Annotated in this window: 23 protein-coding genes; 2 read left to right on the top strand and 21 right to left on the bottom strand. The window is 61.0% G+C overall.

Features of this window, described 5'->3' with window-relative positions; genetic code table 11:
• Window positions 1-87: 87 nt before the first annotated feature.
• The 18 genes from ACQRBV_RS14765 to ACQRBV_RS14680 all read right to left on the bottom strand — a co-directional run bounded on the left by ACQRBV_RS14765 (window position 88) and on the right by ACQRBV_RS14680 (window position 15,237).
• Window positions 88-1,089, bottom strand: coding sequence for an ADP-ribosylglycohydrolase family protein (locus tag ACQRBV_RS14765; RefSeq protein WP_411985688.1), 1,002 nt, complete (start codon window positions 1,087-1,089; stop codon window positions 88-90).
• Entirely contained in the window at window positions 1,086-1,799 is a 714-nt protein-coding gene (locus tag ACQRBV_RS14760; protein WP_411985689.1) for a GntR family transcriptional regulator, read from the bottom strand. The genes ACQRBV_RS14765 and ACQRBV_RS14760 overlap by 4 nt, the downstream gene beginning before the upstream one ends.
• Window positions 1,800-1,869: 70 nt before the next feature.
• Window positions 1,870-2,430, bottom strand: coding sequence for a DUF1285 domain-containing protein (locus ACQRBV_RS14755; RefSeq protein WP_411985690.1), 561 nt, complete (start codon window positions 2,428-2,430; stop codon window positions 1,870-1,872).
• A 15-nt stretch (window positions 2,431-2,445) separates the two neighbouring features.
• A complete protein-coding gene (locus tag ACQRBV_RS14750) occupies window positions 2,446-3,051 on the bottom strand; it encodes a DUF4823 domain-containing protein (protein WP_060756296.1) in 606 nt (201 codons plus the stop codon).
• Between the two features lie 220 nt (window positions 3,052-3,271).
• Window positions 3,272-4,240, bottom strand: a complete 969-nt coding sequence (locus ACQRBV_RS14745; RefSeq protein ID WP_198763450.1) for a GTP 3',8-cyclase MoaA — start codon at window positions 4,238-4,240, stop codon at window positions 3,272-3,274.
• Between the two features lie 114 nt (window positions 4,241-4,354).
• Window positions 4,355-4,996 carry a TetR/AcrR family transcriptional regulator gene (locus ACQRBV_RS14740; RefSeq protein WP_411985691.1) on the bottom strand — a complete coding sequence of 214 codons (642 nt, stop codon included), beginning with the start codon at window positions 4,994-4,996 and terminating at the stop codon, window positions 4,355-4,357.
• 443 nt (window positions 4,997-5,439) lie between these two features.
• On the bottom strand, window positions 5,440-6,225 hold the full coding sequence (locus tag ACQRBV_RS14735) for a TatD family hydrolase (protein ID WP_161549528.1): 786 nt from the start codon (window positions 6,223-6,225) through the stop codon (window positions 5,440-5,442).
• Window positions 6,226-6,288: 63 nt separating this feature from the next.
• A complete protein-coding gene (locus tag ACQRBV_RS14730) occupies window positions 6,289-7,278 on the bottom strand; it encodes a DNA polymerase III subunit delta' (protein WP_104994591.1) in 990 nt (329 codons plus the stop codon).
• A complete protein-coding gene (gene tmk, locus ACQRBV_RS14725; RefSeq protein WP_104994592.1) occupies window positions 7,271-7,903 on the bottom strand; it encodes a dTMP kinase in 633 nt (210 codons plus the stop codon). The genes ACQRBV_RS14730 and tmk overlap by 8 nt, the downstream gene beginning before the upstream one ends.
• A 19-nt stretch (window positions 7,904-7,922) precedes the next feature.
• Window positions 7,923-9,044 carry an endolytic transglycosylase MltG gene (gene mltG, locus ACQRBV_RS14720; protein WP_411985692.1) on the bottom strand — a complete coding sequence of 374 codons (1,122 nt, stop codon included), beginning with the start codon at window positions 9,042-9,044 and terminating at the stop codon, window positions 7,923-7,925.
• A gap of 1 nt (window position 9,045) precedes the next feature.
• A complete protein-coding gene (gene pabC, locus ACQRBV_RS14715; RefSeq protein WP_104994594.1) occupies window positions 9,046-9,861 on the bottom strand; it encodes an aminodeoxychorismate lyase in 816 nt (271 codons plus the stop codon).
• Complete coding sequence (fabF, locus tag ACQRBV_RS14710) at window positions 9,861-11,105, bottom strand: beta-ketoacyl-ACP synthase II (RefSeq protein ID WP_060756304.1); 1,245 nt, start codon at window positions 11,103-11,105, stop codon at window positions 9,861-9,863. The genes pabC and fabF overlap by 1 nt, the downstream gene beginning before the upstream one ends.
• 128 nt (window positions 11,106-11,233) lie before the next feature.
• Window positions 11,234-11,470, bottom strand: a complete 237-nt coding sequence (acpP, locus tag ACQRBV_RS14705) for an acyl carrier protein (RefSeq protein ID WP_007987170.1) — start codon at window positions 11,468-11,470, stop codon at window positions 11,234-11,236.
• 191 nt (window positions 11,471-11,661) lie between these two features.
• On the bottom strand, window positions 11,662-12,405 hold the full coding sequence (fabG, locus tag ACQRBV_RS14700) for a 3-oxoacyl-ACP reductase FabG (RefSeq protein ID WP_060756305.1): 744 nt from the start codon (window positions 12,403-12,405) through the stop codon (window positions 11,662-11,664).
• Between the two features lie 24 nt (window positions 12,406-12,429).
• A complete protein-coding gene (gene fabD / locus ACQRBV_RS14695) occupies window positions 12,430-13,368 on the bottom strand; it encodes an ACP S-malonyltransferase (protein WP_060756306.1) in 939 nt (312 codons plus the stop codon).
• A 127-nt stretch (window positions 13,369-13,495) separates the two neighbouring features.
• On the bottom strand, window positions 13,496-14,506 hold the full coding sequence (gene plsX / locus ACQRBV_RS14690; protein WP_090369099.1) for a phosphate acyltransferase PlsX: 1,011 nt from the start codon (window positions 14,504-14,506) through the stop codon (window positions 13,496-13,498).
• 4 nt (window positions 14,507-14,510) lie between these two features.
• Window positions 14,511-14,693, bottom strand: a complete 183-nt coding sequence (gene rpmF, locus ACQRBV_RS14685) for a 50S ribosomal protein L32 (protein WP_003179396.1) — start codon at window positions 14,691-14,693, stop codon at window positions 14,511-14,513.
• Between the two features lie 13 nt (window positions 14,694-14,706).
• Window positions 14,707-15,237, bottom strand: coding sequence for a YceD family protein (locus ACQRBV_RS14680; RefSeq protein WP_060756308.1), 531 nt, complete (start codon window positions 15,235-15,237; stop codon window positions 14,707-14,709).
• A 105-nt stretch (window positions 15,238-15,342) separates the two neighbouring features.
• Here ACQRBV_RS14680 and ACQRBV_RS14675 point away from each other — a divergent pair, with 105 nt between their 5' ends.
• The gene (locus ACQRBV_RS14675) at window positions 15,343-15,921 is read left to right on the top strand and encodes a Maf family protein (protein ID WP_060756309.1); all 579 of its coding nucleotides are present in this window, start codon (window positions 15,343-15,345) and stop codon (window positions 15,919-15,921) included.
• A gap of 132 nt (window positions 15,922-16,053) precedes the next feature.
• Here ACQRBV_RS14675 and ACQRBV_RS14670 read toward each other — a convergent pair whose 3' ends face one another.
• The 3 genes from ACQRBV_RS14670 to rluC are packed head-to-tail and all read right to left on the bottom strand — an operon-like array spanning window position 16,054 to window position 18,667.
• Window positions 16,054-17,037, bottom strand: a complete 984-nt coding sequence (locus tag ACQRBV_RS14670) for a S49 family peptidase (protein ID WP_060756310.1) — start codon at window positions 17,035-17,037, stop codon at window positions 16,054-16,056.
• Window positions 17,038-17,058: 21 nt separating this feature from the next.
• On the bottom strand, window positions 17,059-17,721 hold the full coding sequence (locus ACQRBV_RS14665; protein ID WP_411985693.1) for an HAD-IA family hydrolase: 663 nt from the start codon (window positions 17,719-17,721) through the stop codon (window positions 17,059-17,061).
• Window positions 17,708-18,667: a 23S rRNA pseudouridine(955/2504/2580) synthase RluC gene (gene rluC / locus ACQRBV_RS14660; protein WP_060756312.1), complete on the bottom strand. Its 960-nt coding sequence runs from the start codon at window positions 18,665-18,667 to the stop codon at window positions 17,708-17,710. The genes ACQRBV_RS14665 and rluC overlap by 14 nt, the downstream gene beginning before the upstream one ends.
• A gap of 759 nt (window positions 18,668-19,426) precedes the next feature.
• On the opposite strand from rluC, the gene rne reads away from it, so the two are divergent.
• A complete protein-coding gene (rne, locus tag ACQRBV_RS14655; RefSeq protein WP_427877923.1) occupies window positions 19,427-22,603 on the top strand; it encodes a ribonuclease E in 3,177 nt (1,058 codons plus the stop codon).
• The last annotated feature ends 183 nt before the right edge of the window (window positions 22,604-22,786 follow it).

Below are 22,786 nucleotides of genomic sequence, written 5' to 3'. Positions count from 1 at the left end.
CCGATGGTGGTGGGTCAGCCACCTGATGTATCAACTGACCCACCGCTATCGGGAGCAAGCCCCCTCCCACAGGTTTGCCTGCGGCGCTTAGCGCATGGCGAGCAAGGCTGTGACCAAAGGCTGTAGATCCAGACGATTGACGACCTTCACCTGTTCAATCATCGCCTCAGGCCAACACTGCAACCCCAGGCACGCGCCGAGCATGGCGCCGAGCATCGCGGCGATGGTGTCGGTGTCGCCGCCGAGGCTGGCGGCCAGGCACAGGGCTTCGAATGCGCTCATATCACCCACCGCCACTTGCTGGGCCAAGGCGAACGACACCACTACCGATTCCTGGGACGCCACGGAGGTGCCGATCAACTCATAAAGCAAGTCGGCGAACAGCGCCTTGTCGCCACTGCCCACGCTCAAGGTGCGCGCCCAACTGATCCGCGTGGAAATGCGTCCGCCAGCCACCCAATAGCCATGGTCCTGCGCTTGTTGGGCGATCTGGACGCCGATGTTCAAGGCTTCACCCAGGTCCACGCCGTTGATGCCGGCCGACACCACCGCCGCCACCGCCGCCGCACTGGAGATGCCCAGCGTGGTGTTATGGGTGACCTGGCACGCCTGGATCACCGCCTGGATAAACTGCGCCGGGTCGCGGATGTCGGCGGCAATGCCCACCGGCGTAATACGCATGGCCGCACCATTGGTGGTGCCGTAGCGTCCGGACTCTTGCGGCGTGTGGCCGGCGAGGATCATCTCGATCGCGCGCTTGGTCGACGGGCCGAGCAAATCCTGGGAGCCCTTGGCGCGCATGGCTGCTTCCCAGTCGATCAGGCGTTGGGCGAGCACCTGGGGGTCGATCCTGCCCTGGCCTTCGACCAGTAACTCACCGACCAGGATCGCTTGCTCGGTGTCATCCGTAATCGAACCGGCCGGCATGTTCGGGGCGATAGGCTGGTCGGCGTGAGCATCTTGCAGAGCGGTGATTGCACCAAATTGCGTGCGCACTTGCTCGCGGCTCAGGGACTGGGTGGGCATCCCCAAGGCATCGCCCAGGGCCAAGCCATAGAAGGCGCCAAGCGCGCGGTCTTGCGGGCTCATTTCGACGCTCCAAACTGCAGGTGCAGACGAAAATGCAGAGGGTCCAGCCAGCTTTCGACATATTCCATGAAACGCTCGCGACGGTCATAAGTGGTACGCGCGGCTTTGAGAAACACGCAGCCGGCGGGTCGCCCGAGCAACTCGGCATCGTCGTCACTCAAGGCTTCGGCGCCGATCCATTGGTCGCCGTTGGCGCCTATGTAGCCAAAGGCTGCCAAGGTGATGGTCAGTGAGTTATCGATCAGGCCGACACTGGGCAAACTTTCCAAACCACCGCAAGCAGGCATCAACGAGCGCTCCAGGGACACCGCGATACCATCGGGGGTGCGGCGCAGGCGGTCGAGCGCAATGAACTGGTCGCTGCCGAAACGGCTGAGCAGGTCAGGACGGGTTACGGCTTCCAGGCGCAGGATATCGGTGGTCACCTGCGCGCCCGTATCGGCCAGGGCCTGGGCCCACCCGCTGCGTTGGTCGAGCGCCATGCCGTCAAAGGTGACGATGGAGCCGACACCGCTCTGGGTGGCGATGTAGTTGCGCCGCTTGAGTTCGGCCAGCGCTTCGCGCAGGGTGCCGCGGCTGACCGCGAACTCTTCGGCCAACTGGTGCTCGCCGGGGAGCAGGAAACCGTCGGCCATCACTCCAGCCTCGATCCGGCGGATGAGTTCGTCGACGACGCGTTTTTTCTTATCAAATCGAACATGTTTAATCATGTACAAATTGATAGCCGAAAGCGCCGGTTTCCCGCAAGCAAATTATTTCAGGGAGATGAAAAAACGCGCCTCAGGGTTCCAGGCCAATGGGGAAAAACTCCCCGCCGCTCCAGACTCCCAGCCAGTTCTGACCGTTGATCGGGCGGCTGACCGCCAGCTCGACCAATTGATAGAACGCGTTGCGATGCACGAGGGCCTCCAGGTTGGTACGTACCCGCAGATAGGGGGCCGGTTCCTGGGTGACCGGATCGATCACCACCCGCAACGGGTGTTCGAGGCCGGCGTCGATCTGCTCGTCGACATTGGTCGTAAAGCGCAGCACCTGGTCTTCGCCCTGCCCTTGCACCTCCAGGGTCAACGCGACAAACGGCGCGTCATCGACGCGGATGCCGACCTTTTCCACGGGCGTGACCAGAAAGTACTCGTCACCGTCACGGCGGATGATGTTGGAGAACAACTTGACCATCGGCTTACGCCCAATCGGCGTGCCCTGATAAAACCAGGTGCCGTCGCGGGCGATGCGCATGTCGATGTGGCCGCAGAAATCCGGACTCCACAGGTGCACTGGCGCCGGTCCCTTACCCTTGGGCAGTTGGGCCAACAGATCATTGGCCTTGGCGGAATCGGTCATCGGGTTCTCCTGCTCTTACTGATTGCTCATACCCAGCAAGCCTCGGGCGTACTGCGCCAGCGGGCGGGCAATCAGATCTTCTGGCTTGTTGTCGTGGAACGTCAGTAAACCGCCACGACTGCGAATGCGTGCAGTATCAATCAAATACTGGGTGCTGGTCTCGATCAACATGATCTGGATCACCCCGCTGTCCAGGCCCAGCCGGTCCAGGGCCTGCTGATCGGTCCACTCATCGGCATTGCCGATACGGTCATCGGCTGCCGCAAAGCGGCAATACAACAGGTAATGCGCCCCTGCGGCCCGCGCCTCAGCCATGGCTTGTTCGAGCCCTTCCGGCTTGCGGGCGCGGCGCACCATGGGGAAATACTCGACGAAGCCATTGAAGGCTTCCTCGGCCACCACGTTGGGGCGCGGGTAGGCGCTGCCCGGCGGCACAAAGGCGCCCTGGGCGATAAAGACAAAGGAGTCCGGCTGTATGCGAACCGAGGCCGTACGGCGTGTATCACTGTGGTCCAGCAACCCGGCGTCGCTCATCTGATAACGGGTGCCTTCGGCCATATCGCTGACGGTCATGCAACCACTCAGCGTCAACGACGCCAGCAACAAAACCAGACTACGCATCCTAATCCTCCAGAAGCCGGTGACGGAAAACCGGCGAATGGGGGTCAGATGCAGGTTTTGCGCCATTTGGTAGCAACACATAACAAATGTGGGAGGGGGCTTGCTCCCGATGGACTGCGTAGCAGGCCCATTTTTGAGGCCGCTGCGCGGCCTATCGGGAGCAAGTCGAATCGTCGCACCGCCCCTCCCACATCGGGTGTTGGGTTGCCCTGGGGGTGGGTTAGCCGCCAATGATCTTCATGATTGTCGCGCCGCCGGAGAAGGCGACTTCCTGCTTGTCGCCCAGGGCTTTCATCAACAAGCCTTGCAGGGCCGGCAAAGCCTGGTGGCGCGGCTTGTCCAGCAGGTCACCGATGTAATGCCGGTTACTCGACGACAGGCAACCATGCAACCAACCGGTAGAGGACAGCCGCAGTCGCGAACACGTGCGGCAAAACGGTACGCTTTCATTGGCGATCACACCGAAGAAGCCTTTGCCCGGCACCTCATAACGCACCGCCGTAGCATCCACGGGGGCATCGGCCTGCAGATAGTCGTGATGTTCGCCGATCAGGCTGAGCAGTTGCTGCAGGCTGACAAATTGCTGCAGGAACGCGTTGGAGTCCTTGGCCAGGTGGCCCATGCGCATCAGCTCGATAAAGCGCAGCTCGTAGCCACGCTCCAGGCAGTAGTCGAGCAGCGGCATCACCTGGTCCAGGTTCTGCCCGCGCAGTGGCACCATATTGACCTTGATCTTGATCCCGGCCGCACGGGCCTGGTCCATACCGGCGAGCACGCTGGCCAGGTCGCCGCCACGGGCAATGCTGCGAAAGGCGTCGGCGTCCAGGGTATCGAGGGAGACGTTGATGCGCCGGATACCGGCATCCAGCAACAGCGGCAGTTTGCGCGCGAGCAACTGGCCGTTGGTGGTCAGGCTGATGTCACTCAAGCCCATCTGCCCTACCGCGCCCATGAAGGCTTCCAGCTTGGGGCTGACCAACGGCTCGCCGCCGGTGATACGCAGGCGGTCGATGCCCGCCGCTTCGATCAGGTAGGCCACGCCACGCGCCATCGCCTCAGCCGAGAGTTCATCCTGGGCAGCCACCAATCGCTTGCCATTGGGCACGCAATAGGTACACGCATAATTGCAGGCTGAAGTCAGGCTGATCCGCAAATTGCGAAACCGCCTGCCTTGACGATCAACGATCATGGATCACTCCGGCAGAGGATAATGTGGGCGCGCTAGAAGCTGACTCAATAATCAGCTTTTAGCAAGATCCCTGCCTGAGTATATTCCCGGGATACCGCGCCAGGCAGAAAATCATCAGAGTGCGGGCGGCAGGTCCGTCGAGTGTTTGCGCTTATTGCCCATGCGCACACCGATGTCCATCAAGAACTGGAAAAAGCCTTCCTGATCTTCCAGCACATTACTCCAGAACGGCGAGTGATACAGCGCCACGGCGCCGTGCACCAACGCCCAGGCGGCGCAGTAGTGGAAATAGGGCGGCACATCTTCAAGCTTGCCTTCGCTGATGCGGCCCTTGATCAGCAAGGTCAGGCGTTCGAAGTTCGAGGCACGGATCTTGTGCAGCTCCTCGACCATTTCCGGCACCTGATGCCCCTTGACCACCTTTTCTTCCAGGCGGTCGAACAGGCGATAACGCTGCGGGTCGCGCATGCGGAACTCGAAGTAGGCCCGGGACAGGGCTTCCTTGTCCTTGTCCACGTCGGCCGAGTGCAACAGCTCGTTCAAGTCGCGCTCGTAGTCGAGCATCAGACGCAGGTAAATCTCGGCCTTGGACTTGAAGTGCTTGTAGATGGTGCCTTTGCCGATACCCACGGCATCCGCAATCATCTCGACGGTGACGCTGTCTTCACCTTGTTCGAGGAACAGCTTGAGTGCGGTGTCGAGAATTTCCTGCTCGCGGCGGCGAAACTCACGGACCTTACGGGGTTCTTTTTGCATGAGGAAAAGGTCTGCAGAGTGAATAGGTGAAGGGTTGCGCAGGGCCAGGGATACCTGGCGATACGATTTACCCGGTTCGAGGGATTATCCCGACTGAACGGTCGTTGGGCAACGCCTATGTGAACCCGCTCCGCACTAAACTTTCAGCACGCCAACGTTTTTACCGATATCAGTCAGAAATAATACGCAACATCTGCACCTGCCCATCAACCCAATGAGAACTCAAGGGAAGCGCGTGTATTCCAAATCTGTTTAAAAAACGATCAGATCCGACTGGACTGAATAGGATAGTGATCAATACTTCAACTGTCGGCGTGGCATCTCCCCCAAGTGGCGCGTCGACCCGGGTACCGACGGACTGCGTACCCTTGTTTACTCCTAATGGTCTTAGCCCGGATTCACCCCCCAGAACCCGGGTTTTTTTTGCCTGCCGTTTAAGCCTCTTACACAGCGACGTGAGCCAACGGAAACAGGCGCCGGAAATTCTCGGTAGTCTGTTCGGCAAAACGCTCGTAGGACTCGCCGCGCAGCATCGCCAGATAATCCGCCACGTCGCGCACATACTCCGGCAGGTTCGGTTTGCCACGATGGGGAATCGGCGCCAGGTACGGCGAATCGGTCTCCACCAGCAGGCGGTCGGCCGGCACTTGGCGCGCCACGTCACGCAAAGCGTCAGCATTGCGGAAGGTGACGATGCCTGACAGGGAGATGTAGAAACCCAGGTCCAGAGCGGCCTTGGCCATGTCCCAATCTTCAGTGAAGCAATGCAGCACACCCGCCTGGGGCAATGCGGCTTCGCGCAGCAAGGCCAGGGTGTCGGCGCGGGCGCCACGGGTATGGACAATCACCGGCTTGGCGGTTTGCCGGGCGGCTTGCAGGTGCAGGCGGAACGACGCTTGCTGCAATTCGGCCGCTTCAGGCTCGTAGTGGTAATCCAGCCCGGTCTCGCCGATGGCCACCACGCGCGGGTGGTTGAGTTCACTCAGCAACCAATCGAGGGCCGGCGCTTCGCCGGGCTTGAGGTCCAGCGGGTGGATACCCACCGAGCAATCCACATCGGCGTAACGCTCGGCCAGGGCCTTGACGTCGGCGGCGTTATCGGCGCTGACGCCAATACACAGGAAGTGCCCTACCCCGCGCTGGCGCGCCGCTTCAAGGGCAGCGTCAAGGGAGCCGCCGTGCTGGGCGAGGTCGAGTCGATCAAGGTGGCAATGGGAATCTACGAGCATAGGAAGTTACAACTTGAGTCACGATAAGTGTCTGGCCAACGATACACCCGTCAGCCACGGAAATTAACGACGGCCGAGCAGACCGGCCCATTGCACCAGCAGCGCTTCGAGCAACAGCACACGGTTGAGGTTGGCCTTGCCGAGGACCTTCTGGCGCTGAGCGAGAATCCAGTCCTGGATATTCAGTACCTTGTCCTGCGCACTTTTCTGCGCGAGGTACTGCACAACTTTGCGCATATCGGGCAGCCCCAGGCCGCTTTCATCCTGGGTCAACTGGTAGCGCAGGATCAGGCTCGACCAGTCGCAGAACCAGTCGAACAGCAGCAGCAGGGGAACATCCTTCCAGGCGCTTTCAGCCAGCTGGGTGGCCGAGAGTTCCTGCTTGAGCAGTTTCTTCACCCCATCCACCACCAGCGCCCGCTGCTCACGCACGCCCTGGGCCTGCAGCTTGACGGCGGCCAAAGGGGAACCGGCGGCCAGGGTCAACAGCTCGACCCGCTCATCCGCGGAACAGTCCGGCAGTGCCTGCGCCAGCCACTCAAGGCTCATCGCCTCACTCGGCAATGGGCATGCCTGCTGCACGCAACGACTGCGAATGGTCGGCAGCAAACGGCTGGACTGATGGCTGACCAACAGCAGTACCGTATCGCCGGACGGTTCTTCCAGGCTCTTGAGCAAGGCGTTGGCGGCGTTGATGTTCATGGCCTCCACCGGCTCGATCAAGACCACCTTGCGCCCGCCCATCTGTGCGGTCTGCACCACGAAGCTGACGAGGTCGCGCACCTGGTCGACCTTGATCGCCTTGTCGGCTTCCTCGGGTTCCAGCAGGTAGTTATCCGGGTGGCTGCCTGCCTTTAGCAACAGGCAGGACTTGCATACGCCGCAGGCGTCCAGGTTGACCGGTTGCTGGCACAACAGGCTCGCCATCAAACGCTCGGCCAGATCACGCTTGCCGATACCTGCCGGCCCGTGCAGCAGGTAGGCGTGGGCGTGCTGGGCACGACCGGCCAATTGCTGCCAGAGGCTATCCTGCCAGGGGTAGGCTTCAGCCACGGGTGCGCTCCAGCAATGCAGGCAACAGCGCATCGATGGCGTGTTGCACTTGAGTCAGGGGCTGCGCCGCGTCCAGCAAATAGTAACGCGCAGGCTCGGCGGCGGCGCGCTTGAGGAACGCCGTGCGCACGGCATCAAAAAAGGTGCGGCCTTCCAGTTCGAAACGGTCCAGGCGACCACGGGCGCTGGCCCGCGCCAGGCCGACTTCAACCGGCAGGTCGAACACCAGGGTCAGGTCAGGGCGCAAATCGCCTTGCACGAACGTTTCCAGCGTGGCGATGCGCTCCACCGACAAACCCCGGCCGCCGCCCTGATAGGCATAGGTGGAGTCGGTGAAACGGTCGCAGATCACCACGGCACCGCGTGCCAGCGCCGGGCGAATCACTTCGGCCAGGTGCTGGGCACGGGCGGCGAATACCAGCAATAGCTCGGTGTCCGGGTTCATCTGTTCTTCACCCGGCGCCAACAACACTTCACGAATGCGTTCGGCCAGCGGCGTGCCCCCTGGCTCACGGGTCAGCACAACCTCGATGCCCTCTGCGCGCAGCCGTTCGGCCAGGTAATCGCGATTGGTGCTTTTGCCGGCACCTTCCGGGCCTTCCAGGGTAATAAACAAGCCAGTCACAGGCAGTCCTTAGTCAGAGTCATTGCAGGCTTTGCGGCGCGGCGGTGTCCGGCGCGGGCTCAGTGGGCGCATCGGCCGGTGGCGTTGTGTCTTGCGGCGGCTTGATCACCGGCGCCGGGCTGGAGCGATAGTCGGCACGGCGCTTGAGTTGAAACTCACGCACGGCCGCATTATGCGCATCCAAGTCATCGGAAAAAATATGGCTGCCATCGCCACGCGCAACAAAATACAGGCTGCTACCCGGCACCGGGTTCAACGCCGCGTGGATGGCCTCGCGGCCGACCATGGCGATCGGCGTCGGCGGCAGGCCGGCGACCATGTAGGTGTTGTACGGGTTGGCCTCCTTGAGATGCGCCCGCGTCAGCTTGCCGGTGTAGCGTTCGCCCAGGCCGTAGATCACCGTCGGGTCGGTCTGCAGCAGCATGCCCATCTTCATGCGCCGCACGAACACCCCGGCAATCTGCCCCCGCTCCTCCGGCACCCCGGTCTCTTTCTCCACCAGCGAGGCCATGATCAGCGCTTGATAGGGATCGGTGTAAGGTGCATCGGCAGCCCGCTTGCTCCACTCCTGAGCGAGTACATCGTCCAGGCGGTTGTAGGCTTTTTTCAGGAATTCGACGTCGGTCATGCCGCGCACGAAGCGATAGGTGTCCGGGAAGAAGCGCCCTTCTGGAAACACGTCCGGGTGGCCGAGTTTTTCCATCACTTCCTTGTCGCTCAGGCCGGACAGGGTCTGCACAATTTTTTCGTGCTTGGCCAACGCCGCACGCACCTGGCGGAAATTCCAGCCTTCGACCAGCGTCAGGCTGTATTGCACCACTTCGCCACGCTGCCATAGACCGATCAAGCCTTCAGCAGTCAGGCCAGGGGTCATGCGGTATTCGCCGCTGTGCAGTGGCTGGCCGTCAAGGTTGAAACGCCAGTACAGGCGCAGCCAGAAGGCACCGTCAAGCACACCCTCGGCCTCCAGGCGATTGAAGGTGCCCGTCGGGGTTGCCCCGGCCGGTACATCCAGCAATTGCTCCTGGCTCAGCTTCAGGGGTTGTTTCAGGGCAGAATCGAGCTTCCAGGCCGAAAAGCCCAGCACAATGCCTGCCGAGACCAAGCCTATCAGCAGCAATAAAAGCAGTTTTCGTATCAACTCAAATATCCAATAGTGCGCGAACAATGCCCTGCAGTTTACGGGTGAGCGGCCCAACCGACCAGCTCATCGCAGCGCAGCCACGCACCGGCCAAATGCCATAAACGCTGTTGCACACAAACACTTCGTCAGCCTGCCGCAACTGCTCCAGGCTGATGTCGGCCACGGTAACAGGGAGGCCCAGTACCTGCGCCTGGGCCAAAACCTCAGCGCGCATGACCCCGGCAACCCCGCAACGATTCAGATCAGCGGTCAGCAACCCGCCGTCGCATACCAGGAACAGGTTGCTGAACACGCCTTCGATCACGCGACCGGACATATCCAGCATCAAACCTTCGGCATGCTCGGCGTCCTGCCACTCGGCGCGAGCGATCACCTGCTCCAGGCGGTTGAGGTGCTTGAGCCCTGCCAGTAATGGCTGTTCGGCCAAACGGGTGGCGCACGGAAACAGGCGGACACCTTCAAGTCCATGGGCCGGGGGATAGGATGCGGGCGGACTGCCCTGCAAGATACGGCGCACGGGAGCGCCAGGGTTGATGCCGTAACCGCGCAGGCTGTCGCCGCGGGTAAGGATCAACTTGAGAACGCCGTCGCCGAGGGCGGCGGCATACGCCAGCACTTCGCTGCGGATCAGTGACTGATCCGCAACCAGCGCCAACCGCCTGCACCCCTCATCCAGGCGTTGCAGGTGGCGGTCGAGCAACGCAGGTTGACCGGCCCTGACGGCGATGGTCTCGAACAGCCCGTCGCCATACGCCAGGCCGCGATCTTTCAGAGGCACGCTGCCCGCTGGCTGACCGTCGACCCAGCTGTGCATCACTCGGCGAACCGGCGGAACACCAGGGAACCGTTGGTGCCACCAAAACCGAACGAGTTGGAGATCGCCACATCGATCGGCATGGGTTGCGCTTCGTGGGGCACGAAGTTCAGATCGCAACCTTCGTCCGGCTCATCGAGGTTGATGGTCGGCGGCGCGACCTGATCCTTGATGGCCATTACGCTGAAGATCGCCTCAACCGCGCCCGCCGCACCCAACAGGTGGCCGGTCATGGACTTGGTCGAGCTGACTGCCAGCTTGTAGGCGTGTTCGCCAAACACCGACTTGATCGCCTCGGCTTCCGCCAGGTCACCCGTCGGAGTCGAAGTGCCATGGGCATTGATGTACTGCACCTGGTTGGCATTGACCTTCGCGTCACGCAGGGCATTGGCGATGCAGCGGGCAGCACCGGCACCGTCGGACGGTGGCGAGGTCATGTGGTAGGCGTCACCGCTCATGCCGAAGCCGATCAGCTCGGCATAGATGGTGGCACCGCGCGCCTTGGCGTGCTCCAGCTCTTCCAGTACCAGGGCACCGGCGCCGTCGGACAGTACGAAACCGTCACGGCCCTTGTCCCACGGACGGCTGGCACGGGTCGGTTCGTCATTGCGGGTCGACAGTGCGCGAGACGCGCCAAAGCCGCCCATGCCCAGGCCGCAGGCCGCCATTTCGGCGCCGCCGGCGATCATCACGTCGGCTTCGTCATAGGCGATGTTGCGCGCCGCCATGCCGATGCAGTGCGTGCCGGTGGTGCACGCCGTGGCGATGGCGTAGTTAGGCCCCTGTGCCCCCAGATGGATGGACAGGAAACCGGAAATCATATTGATGATCGAGCCCGGCACGAAGAACGGTGAAATTCGACGAGGGCCGGAATCGTGCAATGTGCGGCTGGTTTCTTCGATATTGGTCAAACCGCCAATACCCGACCCCATGGCCACGCCGATGCGGTCACGGTTGGCGTCGGTGACTTCCAGGCCGGCGTTACGCACTGCCTGAAAACCGGCTGCCAGGCCGTATTGAATGAACAGGTCGAGCTTGCGGGATTCCTTGACCGAGAGGTACTCCTCGACATTGAAACCCTTTACCGAGCCGCCAAAACGGGTGGAATAGGCAGAAAGGTCCGTGTGTTCGATCAGACCAATACCACTGCGGCCAGCCAGAATGCCCTGCCAACTGCTCGGCACATCCGTGCCCAGTGGCGACAACATACCCATACCGGTGACTACGACGCGTCTACGCGACACAGCACTCTCCTTTTTCTAATGACGACACTTTTGCTTCATCGCTTACTTTTCATCAGAGCTAAAGAAAAAACCGCACGCCGTTACAGCAGTGCGGTTTTTCCCTGACAGCAAGCGACGACTACAAACTATTACGCCTGGTGGGCAGTAACGTAGTCGATAGCAGCTTGAACAGTAGTGATTTTTTCAGCTTCTTCGTCCGGGATTTCGGTCTCGAATTCCTCTTCCAGAGCCATCACCAGCTCAACGGTGTCAAGGGAATCGGCACCCAGGTCTTCTACGAAGGAAGCAGTGTTGACCACTTCTTCTTCCTTAACGCCCAGTTGCTCGGCGACGATTTTCTTGACGCGCTCTTCGATGGTGCTCATACCTTGTTTAACTCCTAATGGACAAATTCAGGCAGCTGGCCAGTGGGTAAGTGTATAGAAAGCCATTTCAGCTTTTCAACTGAAAGCTTCACCCTGTACCCAGTCGGCCACCTGCCTATAAATTAAGTTGCAGCTTTATAACGGATTTTAGACAGCTCGTATGACATTTTTTTGAAGCGATCCGTCACAATTTAACTCATGTACATCCCGCCGTTCACCGGGATTGTAGCCCCAGTCACGTATGCCGCACCGTCGGATGCCAGGAAAGAGACCACATTCGCGATCTCTTGAGCCTGGCCCAGACGGCCCAGCGGAATCTGCGTCAGCAAGGCTTCACGCTGCGCCTCAGGCAGTTCACGGGTCATATCGGTGTCGATGAACCCAGGGGCCACCGAGTTGACCGTAATCGACCGCGAACCGACCTCACGCGCCAGTGCACGGCTGAAACCTTCCAGGCCGGCCTTGGCGGAGGCATAGTTTACTTGGCCTGCGTTGCCCATGGCACCCACTACGGAGCCAATATTGATAATTCGGCCCCAACGCGCCTTGGTCATGCCGCGCAAAACGCCCTTGGACAAGCGAAACAGACTGTTCAAGTTGGTGTCGACCACGTCGTACCACTCGTCGTCTTTCATACGCATCATCAGGTTGTCGCGGGTGATGCCGGCGTTGTTTACCAGGATCGACGGAGCGCCGAACTGTGCAGTGATTTCAGCCAGTACGGCAGCCACGGACTCATCGCTGGTCACGTTCAGCTCAAGGCCAGTGCCCTGAACGCCGTTTTCCTTCAGGGTCGCGGCGATACGCTCGGCGCCCGAAGCGGAAGTGGCGGTGCCGATCACGACCGCGCCCTGACGGCCCAATTCCAGGGCGATCGCCTGGCCAATGCCACGGCTTGCGCCGGTGACCAGTGCAACTTTACCTTGCAGACTCATGCAGGCTTCTCCTAAGTGTGGGGATCAGGCCAGTGCCGCGCGCGCGGCAGCGAAGGCATCCGGGGTATTCAGGTTGGCAGTCGACACGCCGTCGGCACAGCGCTTGTTGAGGCCGGCCAGGACTTTGCCCGGGCCACACTCGACCAACTCGGTGGCGCCGTTGGCAGCCAGAGCCTGGACCGATTCAACCCAACGCACAGGCTTATAGAGCTGCTCCAGCAGGTCGCGCTTGAGGGTGCCGAGGTCGGCAGCCACGGCGGCGCTGACGTTCTGTACCAACGGAATCTGCGGCGCCTGCCAGTCGATCGCATTGATGGACTCGGCAAAACGCTCGGCGGCCGGGCGCATCAGCTCGCAGTGGGACGGCACGCTCACCGGCAAGGGTAGCGCACGCTTGGCGCCACGGGCCTTGCAACCTTCGATGGCGCGCTCAACGGCAGCCTTGGCGCCGGCGATCACCACCTGGCCCGGGGAGTTGAAGTTGACCGCACTGACCACTTCGCCCTGGGCGGCTTCGGCGCAAGCCTCGATCACCACAGCATCGTCCAGGCCCAGGATCGCGGCCATGCCGCCCTGCCCGGCCGGAACGGCTTCTTGCATCAACTGCCCCCGACGCTCGACCAACTTGACCGCTTCGGCCAGGGTCAAGCTGCCCGCGGCAACCAATGCACTGTATTCACCCAGGCTGTGGCCGGCAACGAATGCCGGGCGCGCGCCACCTTCTGCCAACCACAAGCGCCACAGGGCGATCGAAGCGGTCAGGATGGCCGGCTGGGTTTTGTCGGTTTGATTGAGTTGCTCTTCCGGCCCTTGCTGGGTCAGTGCCCACAGGTCGTAACCCAGGGCATCGGAAGCTTCCTTGAAGGTTTCCAGAACCAGCGGATATTGCGCGCCCAGCTCGGCCAACATGCCGAGGGACTGCGAACCCTGCCCTGGAAAGACGAATGCGAGGGATGTAGACATGTAACAAGCCCCTAATGATCTGGTCGTCAAAAAATGGTCGCTCCTACGGTGGGAGCGAACGAAACTGACAGATTGGATGGTCAATTGAACTGGCCGGTCACATTTAAGCATTCCCGGGCCGATTCGCCTAAGACAACAAATCCTCAAGCCGGCCGTGCAAACGCTGCGGCAGGTTTTCCTGGATTTCGATCACCGCACGCGCAATCGCACTTTGAAAGCCTTCCACCCCCGCCGAGCCATGGCTTTTCACCACGATGCCCTGCAAACCGAGAAAGCTGGCGCCATTGTGCCGTGCCGGGGCCAGGTCAGCCTGCAAGCGGCGCATCAACGGCAATGCCAGGGCGCCGACCACACGCGACGCCAGGTTTCGCCTGAACAACGCTTCAATACGCGCGGCGATCATGGTCGCCAGGCCTTCGCTGGATTTAAGCAGGATATTGCCAACAAACCCATCGCATACCACCACATCCGCTTCGCCCCGGTACAAACCATCACCTTCGACAAAGCCGATGTAATTCAAGCCCCGCGCGCCCTGCAGCAACGTAGCCGCCAACTTGACCTGCTGGTTGCCCTTGATGTCTTCGGTGCCAATGTTCAGCAGGGCCACCCGCGGCCGGGCCACGCCCAGCGCTTCGGCGGCCACCGCGCCCATCACGGCGAACTGGAACAGGTGCTCGGCGCTGCAATCGACGTTCGCGCCCAGGTCCAGCAACTGGCAATAGCCCTTCTGCGTCGGAATTGCCGCCACCATCGCCGGCCGATCAATACCGGGCAGCGTCTTGAGCACATACCGCGACAACGCCATCAAGGCCCCGGTGTTCCCCGCACTGACACAGGCTTGCACCTTGCCATCGCGTAACAGCTCCAGGGCCACCCGCATCGAGGAATCAGGTTTGCCACGCAAGGCGGTCGCAGGCTTTTCATCCATTCCGATGGTTTCGCTGGCCGGCGTAATCGTCAGGCGCGCGCGATCCACTGCCGGATGGCCAGCAATCAGTTCTTCAAGTAAGGAGGGTTGACCGACGAGGGTCAGGTGCAGCGAGGGCGTAGCAGACAGGCTGGCAATGCAAGCCTGAACAATGCTGCGGGGACCGAAGTCCCCGCCCATTGCGTCAATCGCGATGACTTGAGCAGACAAGTGATTACTCGTCAGCGCCCTTGTCGATCACTTTACGGCCACGGTAAACGCCTTCTGGCGATACGTGGTGACGCAGGTGAACTTCACCGGTGGTCTTTTCTACGGACAGGGTGCTTGCCTCGAGAGCGTCGTGCGAACGGCGCATGTCACGGGCGGAGCGGGATTTTTTGTTCTGCTGAACAGCCATAATTGATTAACTCCTAAACGTTTGGGTCACGCTTTAACTGCGCCAATACACTGAACGGGTTGGACCGCGTTACCTCGTCCTCGCTCGGTTCGGGCTCGTCATCGAGGCCCGCCGGCTGCTGGCATTCTTCCGGATGATGAGCAGGCACAATGGGCAAGGCGAGCAAAAGCTCCTCCTCGATCAGTGCATGCAGATCCAAAGGATCTTCGCCCAGTTCCAGCACGTCATAACCTTTCGGCAACGACTGGGTATTCGCACCCTCCTTCACCACAGCATAACTGCACTCGCTGTGGATCGGCAGGGTGACCAGCTCAAGACAACGCTGGCAAACCATTTTGACTTCGGTGTCGATAAAACTGTGGATTACCACAGCCTTACGCTCATCTCGTTCAAAAACGAATTTGGCCTGCACCGTACCGACACTGTCGGAAAGCGGGTCGCAGAGTCTCTCCAAATCGGCCAGCGGCAATTCACCTTGAAGGGAAGTGCCACGATCTGCCAATTTGCGCGGGTCAACGTGAGGTGGAATCGGGTCATTCAACATAGGCGCAGCATTATAGGGATGCACCCAGCCATGTCAAAGGAAATTCAGCCCTGTGCGTCAGCCGGTCGCCCCGCTAGAATCGGCGACTGCCTTGAGGAGACGTCCATGCTGCCTTTATTACTCGCATCCAGCTCGGTTTATCGCCGGGAATTGCTGAGCCGACTGCACCTGCCGTTCATCTGCAGCTCGCCGGATATCGACGAAACCCCTCACGCAAATGAGTCCGCCGTGGCGCTGGTCAAGCGCCTGGCCGAAGACAAGGCCCGCGCCCTCGCCACTACCCACACAGGGCACCTGATCATCGGTTCGGACCAGGTAGCCGCGCTTGACGGCCAGATCATCGGCAAACCGCACACCTTCGAGAAGGCTCGCGAACAGTTGCTGGCGGCCAGCGGCAAGCGCGTCAGCTTCCTCACCGGCCTGGCGCTGCTCAACAGCCAAACCGGGCAGTGCCAGGTGGATTGCGTGCCGTTTACCGTGCACATGCGTGTCCTGGACGCGGAGCGCATCGAACGCTACCTGCGGATCGAGCAGCCGTATGATTGCGCAGGCAGCTTCAAAGCCGAGGGTTTGGGCGTGAGTTTGTTTCAGAGCACAGAAGGGCCGGATGCGACGAGCTTAGTGGGCCTGCCGCTGATCCGACTGGTGGACATGCTGCTGGCCGAAGGCGTACAGATCCCCTGACAACACCACAAAACCACTGTGGGAGGGGGCTTGCTCCCGATTGCAGTGGGTCAGCTACAAATAAAGTGACTGATACACCGCTATCGGGAGCAAGCCCCCTCCCACATTTTAAGCTGCATACACCTGGAGGTATCAGCGCAAAGTCGGGCCCTGGAAGCCCATGTACAAGGCCAGCTTCTCCGCCACACTGGCACCGAGCTTCTTGGAGAAACGATCGAACGGCGACTCCTCGACCGTGAAATCTACCAACTCCTTCTCACCCACCACATCCCGCGCCACCGAACTGGCACTGCCCAACCCATCGATCAAGCCCAGCGGCAATGCCTGCTCGCCAGACCACACCAACCCGGAGAACAGCTCCGGATGGTCCTTATCCTTCAGGCGATCACCACGCCCCTGCTTCACACTGGCAATGAACTGACGATGAGTGGTGTCGAGCACGCCCTGCCAGAACTGGGTTTCATCGGCTTTTTGCGGCTGAAACGGGTCCAGAAACGCCTTGTGCTCACCCGAGGTATAGGTGCGACGCTCCACACCCAGCTTCTCCATGGTGCCGACAAAGCCGTAACCGGCAGCCGTCACACCAATGGAACCGACCAGACTGGCCTTATCGGCGTAGATCTGATCAGCGGCGCTGGCGATGTAATAAGCCCCCGAGGCGCCCAGGTCGGCGATCACTGCGTACAGCTTGGTATCCGGATGCAGCGTGCGCAGGCGGCGAATCTCGTCATACACGTAGCCTGATTGCACAGGGCTGCCGCCCGGGCTGTTGATGCGCAGGATCACGGCCTTGACCTTGGGATCTTCGAACGCAGCGCGCAGGCTGCTGACAATGTTGTCGGCGCTGGCCGACTCCTTGTCGGCTATCACCCCACGCACTTCGATCAGCGCAGTGTAGTGACTGCCACGGGTAGCGCTCTTTTCCACGTCCATCAACGGACTGAACAGCGCCAGCATGGCGAGCAGGTAAACAAAGGTCAGCAATTTGAAGAAAATACCCCAACGTCTTGAACGACGCTGCTCCTGGACACTGGCCAGCAGCGTCTTCTCCAACAGCTTCCAGCTTTTATCGTCGCTGCTTTCGGCCTTTTCGGGCGCTTTCCACTCGTCACTCATGCCATCAACCCCAGCAAAGACTTATCGGGCCTGACCGAGCCAGGCCTGCAATTCAGAAAAATGATCAATCATCAGCCTCGGCTCGTAGGGCTGCAAGGCCTCGGCCGACTGGGCACCATAGCTGACGGCCACACTGTCCATCCCGGCATTGCACGCCATCATCAAGTCGAAGGAAGCATCCCCCACCATCAACGCCTGGCGCGGCGCCACACCACAGTGAGCCAGGATCTGCTCCAGCATCAGAGGGTGAGGCTTGCTGGCAGTTTCATCCGCAGCGCGGGTGATATCGAAATAATCCTCAAAGCCATGGGCCTTGAGCACACGATCGAGCCCGCGCCGGGCTTTGCCGGTCGCCACGGCGAGGTGATAGCCCTCGGCGCGAAAGGCCTCGAGGGATTGCCGGACGCCATCAAATAGCGGCGAAGGCTGCGCCTCCAAGGCAATATAATGATCGGCATAGTGCTGGCGAAACGCGATCAGTTCTTGATCGTCGATCTCCGGATACAACGTGCGTATTGCCTCAGGCAAGCCCAGGCCGATGATGCCCTTGACCGCCAGGTCGCTGCACAGCGCGAAGCCGGAGCGGGTCGAGGCCATGTGCATGGACTCGACAATCCGGCCAATGGAGTCAGCCAGCGTGCCATCCCAATCGAAGATCAGCAGCTTGTAGTCAGGGTGCGGCACTCAAACGCTCCACGGTCTGGGCCCACATCTCGTCGACCGGCGCCTGCAGCTTCAGCTCGCCACCGTCCGGCAGCGGCACGGTCAGCATGTAGGCGTGCAGGAACAGGCGCTTGCCGCCCAGGTCGCGGATTTCCTTGGAGAAATCTTCGTCCCCGTACTTGGTGTCACCCGCAATACAGTGGCCCGCGTGCAAGGTATGCACGCGAATCTGGTGGGTACGCCCGGTCACCGGCTTGGCCTCGACCATGGTGGCGAAGTCGCCGAAACGGCGTAGCACCTTGAACAGAGTCAGCGCCTCCTTGCCCTCCTCGTCCACTTCGACCATCCGCTCGCCGGAGCGCAGATTGCTCTTCTGCAACGGCGCCCGGACGCTCTTGAGGGAGCTGGCCCAGTGGCCGCGCACCAGCGCCATATAGCGCTTGTCCACACCGTCACCCCGCAGGGCGGTGTGCAAGTGACGCAACATGCTGCGCTTCTTGGCGATCATCAGCAGGCCGGAGGTGTCACGGTCCAGGCGGTGAACCAGTTCCAGCTCCTTGGCATCCGGGCGCAACTGACGAAAGGCTTCGATGACCCCGAAATTCAGGCCACTGCCACCGTGGACCGCAATGCCACACGGCTTGTTGATCACGATCAGCTTGTTGTCTTCGAAGACGATCGAGGCTTCCAGGCGCTGCAACAAACCCTGGGCCAACGGCACAGGTTCGTCACGCTCCGGCACGCGAACCGGCGGCACACGGACGATATCGCCCGCCTGCAGCTTGTACTCGGGCTTGATCCGGCCCTTGTTCACGCGCACTTCACCTTTTCGCAAGATGCGGTAAATCAAGGTCTTGGGCACGCCTTTGAGCCTGGCCAAGAGAAAATTGTCGATGCGTTGGCCGGCATATTCCGGCGAGACCTCAAGCAGCTGGACGCTGGGGGTCTGGGGGGCGGTAGTCGTCATGGCGGCGATGATAACAATTTTTTATGGAATTGAAGCACTTAATCATTACTGCTATAGTCGCGAACGCCGCCAAAAGCGGCCTGGCCAGAGGACTTGCGGCAAACTGCCGGCCCTGACCATCGCAATTCATCAGGACGCGAGGCCGTCCTACGGGGCTTTCGCCACGTTGGAAGACTCGGGATTGTAACAAGCGCAGGTGACATGAGGCCTGAAGCGAGTGCAGAAAGCAGAGTGAATACTCGCGTTTTGCGCCGATATTTACGGCCAGTTCACAAAGTGCAGTCAGTCTTGAGCCAGACCATGGCGAATGCTTCGGAAATAACGCCTGTTAAGAGCTGAGTGAGAGCGCGATCGCCCACACCCAGTCCTGTTTAGCCATGAGCGTGAACTCCCCATTGGAGAACACGGTAAATGCCAACCCGCTGCGGATTCTGCGCGCGGCAGCACCCGAATTATCAGGGATACGTGTAGGGTGGAGATGCACAACCGTCGGACCGTGTAGCACTAGGCTTATATTTAGACGCTTCATCTCGTCCACAGTCGCCGGTTGATTCCTCCTCCTGACCTTAGCTTTTGTTGAAGTGGTGCCTTTGTCACCACCGCTAACAAGCAGGACGCGTCCGTCGCGATACCGGCCCAATTGGCTGGTGTTTGCTGGACACTGGAGTGGCCAACCACTCTTGACGCACCTGACACCGACCGTGAGAAGTCGTGTGTGCCGAACGCCGTTTCCGGCAGCCCGGAAACCGACGGTACAACATGAAAAGAATGCTGATTAACGCAACTCAACCCGAAGAGTTGCGTGTTGCACTGGTAGATGGCCAACGCCTATACGACCTGGACATCGAATCCGGTGCACGCGAGCAAAAGAAGGCCAACATCTATAAAGGCCGTATTACTCGCATCGAACCAAGCCTTGAGGCTGCCTTTGTCGACTTCGGCTCCGAGCGCCACGGCTTCCTGCCCCTCAAGGAAATCTCCCGCGAATACTTCAAGAAAGCTCCTGAAGGCCGCGTGAACATCAAGGACGTCCTGAGCGAAGGCCAGGAAGTCATCGTCCAGGTCGAGAAAGAAGAACGTGGCAACAAGGGCGCCGCCCTGACCACCTTCATCAGCCTGGCCGGCCGTTACCTGGTCCTGATGCCGAACAACCCACGTGCCGGCGGCATTTCCCGTCGCATCGAAGGCGAAGAGCGCAACGAACTGCGTGAAGCGCTGAACGGCCTGATAGCCCCGGCCGACATGGGCCTGATCGTGCGCACTGCCGGCCTGGGCCGCAGCAGCGAAGAAATGCAGTGGGACCTCGACTACCTGCTGCAACTGTGGACCGCCATCAAAGAAGCGTCCCTGGATCGTTCCGCGCCGTTCCTGATCTACCAGGAAAGCAACGTGATCATCCGCGCCATCCGCGATTACCTGCGCCAGGACATCGGCGAAGTGCTGATCGACAGCGTTGAAGCCCAGGACGAAGCCCTGACCTTCATCCGCCAGGTGATGCCGCAGTACGCCAGCAAGATCAAGCTGTACGAAGACAGCGTGCCGCTGTTCAACCGTTTCCAGATCGAAAGCCAGATCGAGACCGCCTTCCAGCGCGTGGTCGAACTGCCTTCCGGCGGCTCCATCGTGATCGACCCGACCGAAGCCCTGGTGTCCATCGACATCAACTCGGCGCGCGCCACGAAAGGTAGCGACATCGAAGAAACCGCCCTGCAGACCAACCTGGAAGCGGCTGAAGAAATCGCCCGCCAGTTGCGCCTGCGTGATATCGGCGGCCTGATCGTGATCGACTTCATCGACATGACCCCCGCCAAGAACCAGCGCGCCGTGGAAGAGAAAGTCCGCGAATGCCTGGAAGCTGACCGCGCCCGCGTACAGGTCGGCCGCATCTCGCGCTTCGGCCTGCTGGAAATGTCCCGTCAGCGCCTGCGTCCGTCCCTGGGCGAAAGCAGCGGCATCGTCTGCCCGCGCTGCAACGGCACCGGCATCATCCGTGACGTTGAATCGCTGTCCCTGGCGATCCTGCGCCTGATCGAAGAAGAAGCCCTGAAAGACCGCACCGCCGAAGTCCGCGCTCAGGTGCCGATCCCGGTCGCCGCATTCCTGCTCAATGAAAAACGCAACTCGATCACCAAGATCGAACTGCGCACCCGTGCCCGTATCGTGATCCTGCCGAACGATCACCTGGAAACGCCGCACTTCGAAGTGCAGCGCCTGCGTGACGACAGCCCGGAAGCCCACAACAACCAGTCCAGCTACGAAATCGCGGCTGCCGCTGCCGAAGTGGAAGAAGTCCAGCCGGCTGCCGCGACGCGCACCCTGGTTCGCCAGGAAGCTGCCGTGAAGACTGCACCGGCGCGTGCCAATGCACCGGTTCCAACTGAAGCGGCTGCCCCGGTTGCCGCTCCGGCCGCCCTGCCTGAGCCGAGCCTGTTCAAAGGCCTGGTGAAATCGCTGGTCAGCCTGTTCGCCACCAAGGAAGAGCCTGCTGCTCCGGTTGTGGTTGTAAAACCGGCCACCGAACGTCCGGCGCGCAACGAAGAACGTCGCAACGGCCGCCAGCAGAGCCGTAACCGCAACGGTCGTCGTGATGAAGAGCGCAAGCCACGCGAAGAACGTGCACCGCGTGAAGAACGCGCGCCACGTGAAGAGCGTGCACCTCGCGAAGCCCGTGAAGAAACCCCGACCGTAGCCCGCGAAGAACGCGCACCGCGTGAAGAGCGTGCACCGCGCACGCCACGTGCACCGCGTGAAGATCGCAAGCCACGTGGCGAGCGTGAAGAGCGCGTGCGTGAACTGCGCGAACCGCTGGACGCAGCGCCAGCCGCTGCCGCTACCGTTGCCGGTGCTGCGGTTGTCGCCGAAGAGCGCCCGGCTCGCCAGCCACGTGAAGAGCGTGCGCCTCGTGAGGAGCGCCAACCACGCCCACCGCGTGAAGAGCGTCAACCACGTGCCGAACAAGCCGCTGCCGCCAGCGAAGAAGAAGTCCTGAACGGCGAAGAGCAACTGCAGGAAGATGGCCAGGACAACGCCGAAGGCGATCGTCCACGCCGCCGCTCCCGTGGCCAGCGTCGTCGCAGCAACCGTCGTGAGCGTCAACGCGATGCCAATGGCAATGTGATCGAAGGCTCGGAAGAAGCCGGCGAGAACGCCGAAGCCGCTACCAGCGAGCCGACTGGCGCCGAACTGGCTGCCGGCCTGGCCGTGACTGCCGCGGTGGCCAGCTCGGTCATCAGCGCACCTGCTGAAGCCCAGGCTCACGAACAGGCTGAACGCGCAACTGCTGCTGTTGAAGAAACTGCGGTTGTAGAAGCACCTGCTGCCCAGACCCCAGTGGTTGAAGCGCCGGTTGTTGAAGCACCTGTCGTTGAAACCCCAGTCGTAGAAGCTCCTGTGGTCGAAGCCACTACCCCAATCGAAGCGCCGGTTGTTCCGGAAGTGGAAGTTGCCCAGGCTCCTGAAGCCCAGCCAGAAGTTGAAGTGGCGGCTGTCGAGCCGACACCTGTAGCTGAACCTGAGCCAGTGGTCGAAGCTGCTGTTGAAGCTCCGGTTGTCGAAGCGGCTCCAGAAGTACGAGAAGTTCGCGAAGAACAGACCGCCTTCCAATGGACTGCCGAGCCAGCTGCTCCGGTTGAAGCGCCAACGCCTGCCCCTGCGGTAGAAGAAGTGTCGGAACCGGTTGCCGAAGTCGTGGCTGCCGAGCCAGCCCCAGTGGTTCAGCCTGCTCCGGTCGTAGAACCTGCAGCAGTAGTTGAGGCGCCGGTAGCTGCCGAAGTGGCCGCCCCTGCGGTTGAAGCCGCACCGGTCAGCGCCCTGACCGAAAACGGCCGTGCACCGAACGATCCACGTGAAGTGCGCCGTCGTCGCAAGGAAGCTGAAGCCGCAGCTGCTGCTGCCGCAGCACAGGAAGCAGAGCACGAGAGCAAACCTCTCGCCTGATTCCAGCAGCCACAAGAAAGCCCCGCCTGAGTGATCAGGCGGGGCTTTTTTATGTGATCGGCTTAACGCGGTCATTGTGGGAGGGGGCTTGCTCCCGATAGGCCGCGCAGCGGCCTCAAAAATGGGCCTGCTACGCAGTCCATCGGGAGCAAGTCGAATCGTCGCACCGCCCCTCCCACAGGT

The sequence above is a fragment of the Pseudomonas sp. R11F genome, assembly GCF_050312575.1.
In the GTDB taxonomy this organism is placed as follows: Bacteria; Pseudomonadota; Gammaproteobacteria; order Pseudomonadales; family Pseudomonadaceae; genus Aquipseudomonas; species Aquipseudomonas palleroniana.
The sequence above is the reverse complement of the archived record's forward strand: the minus strand, read 5'-3'. Positions and strand labels throughout refer to the sequence as shown.

Excerpts from the sequence above, each read along its gene's own strand:
- ACQRBV_RS14765 (WP_411985688.1), bottom strand. The coding sequence starts at position 1,089 with ATGAGCCCGCAAGACCGCGCGCTTGGCGCCTTCTATGGCTTGGCCCTG.
- ACQRBV_RS14740 (WP_411985691.1), bottom strand. The coding sequence starts at position 4,996 with ATGCAAAAAGAACCCCGTAAGGTCCGTGAGTTTCGCCGCCGCGAGCAG.
- fabG (WP_060756305.1), bottom strand. The coding sequence starts at position 12,405 with ATGAGTCTGCAAGGTAAAGTTGCACTGGTCACCGGCGCAAGCCGTGGC.
- ACQRBV_RS14680 (WP_060756308.1), bottom strand. The coding sequence starts at position 15,237 with ATGTTGAATGACCCGATTCCACCTCACGTTGACCCGCGCAAATTGGCA.
- acpP (WP_007987170.1), bottom strand. The coding sequence starts at position 11,470 with ATGAGCACCATCGAAGAGCGCGTCAAGAAAATCGTCGCCGAGCAACTG.
- rpmF (WP_003179396.1), bottom strand. The coding sequence starts at position 14,693 with ATGGCTGTTCAGCAGAACAAAAAATCCCGCTCCGCCCGTGACATGCGC.
- fabD (WP_060756306.1), bottom strand. The coding sequence starts at position 13,368 with ATGTCTACATCCCTCGCATTCGTCTTTCCAGGGCAGGGTTCGCAGTCC.
- ACQRBV_RS14755 (WP_411985690.1), bottom strand. The coding sequence starts at position 2,430 with ATGACCGATTCCGCCAAGGCCAATGATCTGTTGGCCCAACTGCCCAAG.
- ACQRBV_RS14735 (WP_161549528.1), bottom strand. The coding sequence starts at position 6,225 with ATGCTCGTAGATTCCCATTGCCACCTTGATCGACTCGACCTCGCCCAG.
- rluC (WP_060756312.1), bottom strand. The coding sequence starts at position 18,667 with ATGACGACTACCGCCCCCCAGACCCCCAGCGTCCAGCTGCTTGAGGTC.
- ACQRBV_RS14675 (WP_060756309.1), top strand. The coding sequence starts at position 15,343 with ATGCTGCCTTTATTACTCGCATCCAGCTCGGTTTATCGCCGGGAATTG.
- ACQRBV_RS14760 (WP_411985689.1), bottom strand. The coding sequence starts at position 1,799 with ATGATTAAACATGTTCGATTTGATAAGAAAAAACGCGTCGTCGACGAA.
- ACQRBV_RS14750 (WP_060756296.1), bottom strand. The coding sequence starts at position 3,051 with ATGCGTAGTCTGGTTTTGTTGCTGGCGTCGTTGACGCTGAGTGGTTGC.
- pabC (WP_104994594.1), bottom strand. The coding sequence starts at position 9,861 with ATGCACAGCTGGGTCGACGGTCAGCCAGCGGGCAGCGTGCCTCTGAAA.
- rne (WP_427877923.1), top strand. The coding sequence starts at position 19,427 with ATGAAAAGAATGCTGATTAACGCAACTCAACCCGAAGAGTTGCGTGTT.
- ACQRBV_RS14745 (WP_198763450.1), bottom strand. The coding sequence starts at position 4,240 with ATGATCGTTGATCGTCAAGGCAGGCGGTTTCGCAATTTGCGGATCAGC.
- ACQRBV_RS14670 (WP_060756310.1), bottom strand. The coding sequence starts at position 17,037 with ATGAGTGACGAGTGGAAAGCGCCCGAAAAGGCCGAAAGCAGCGACGAT.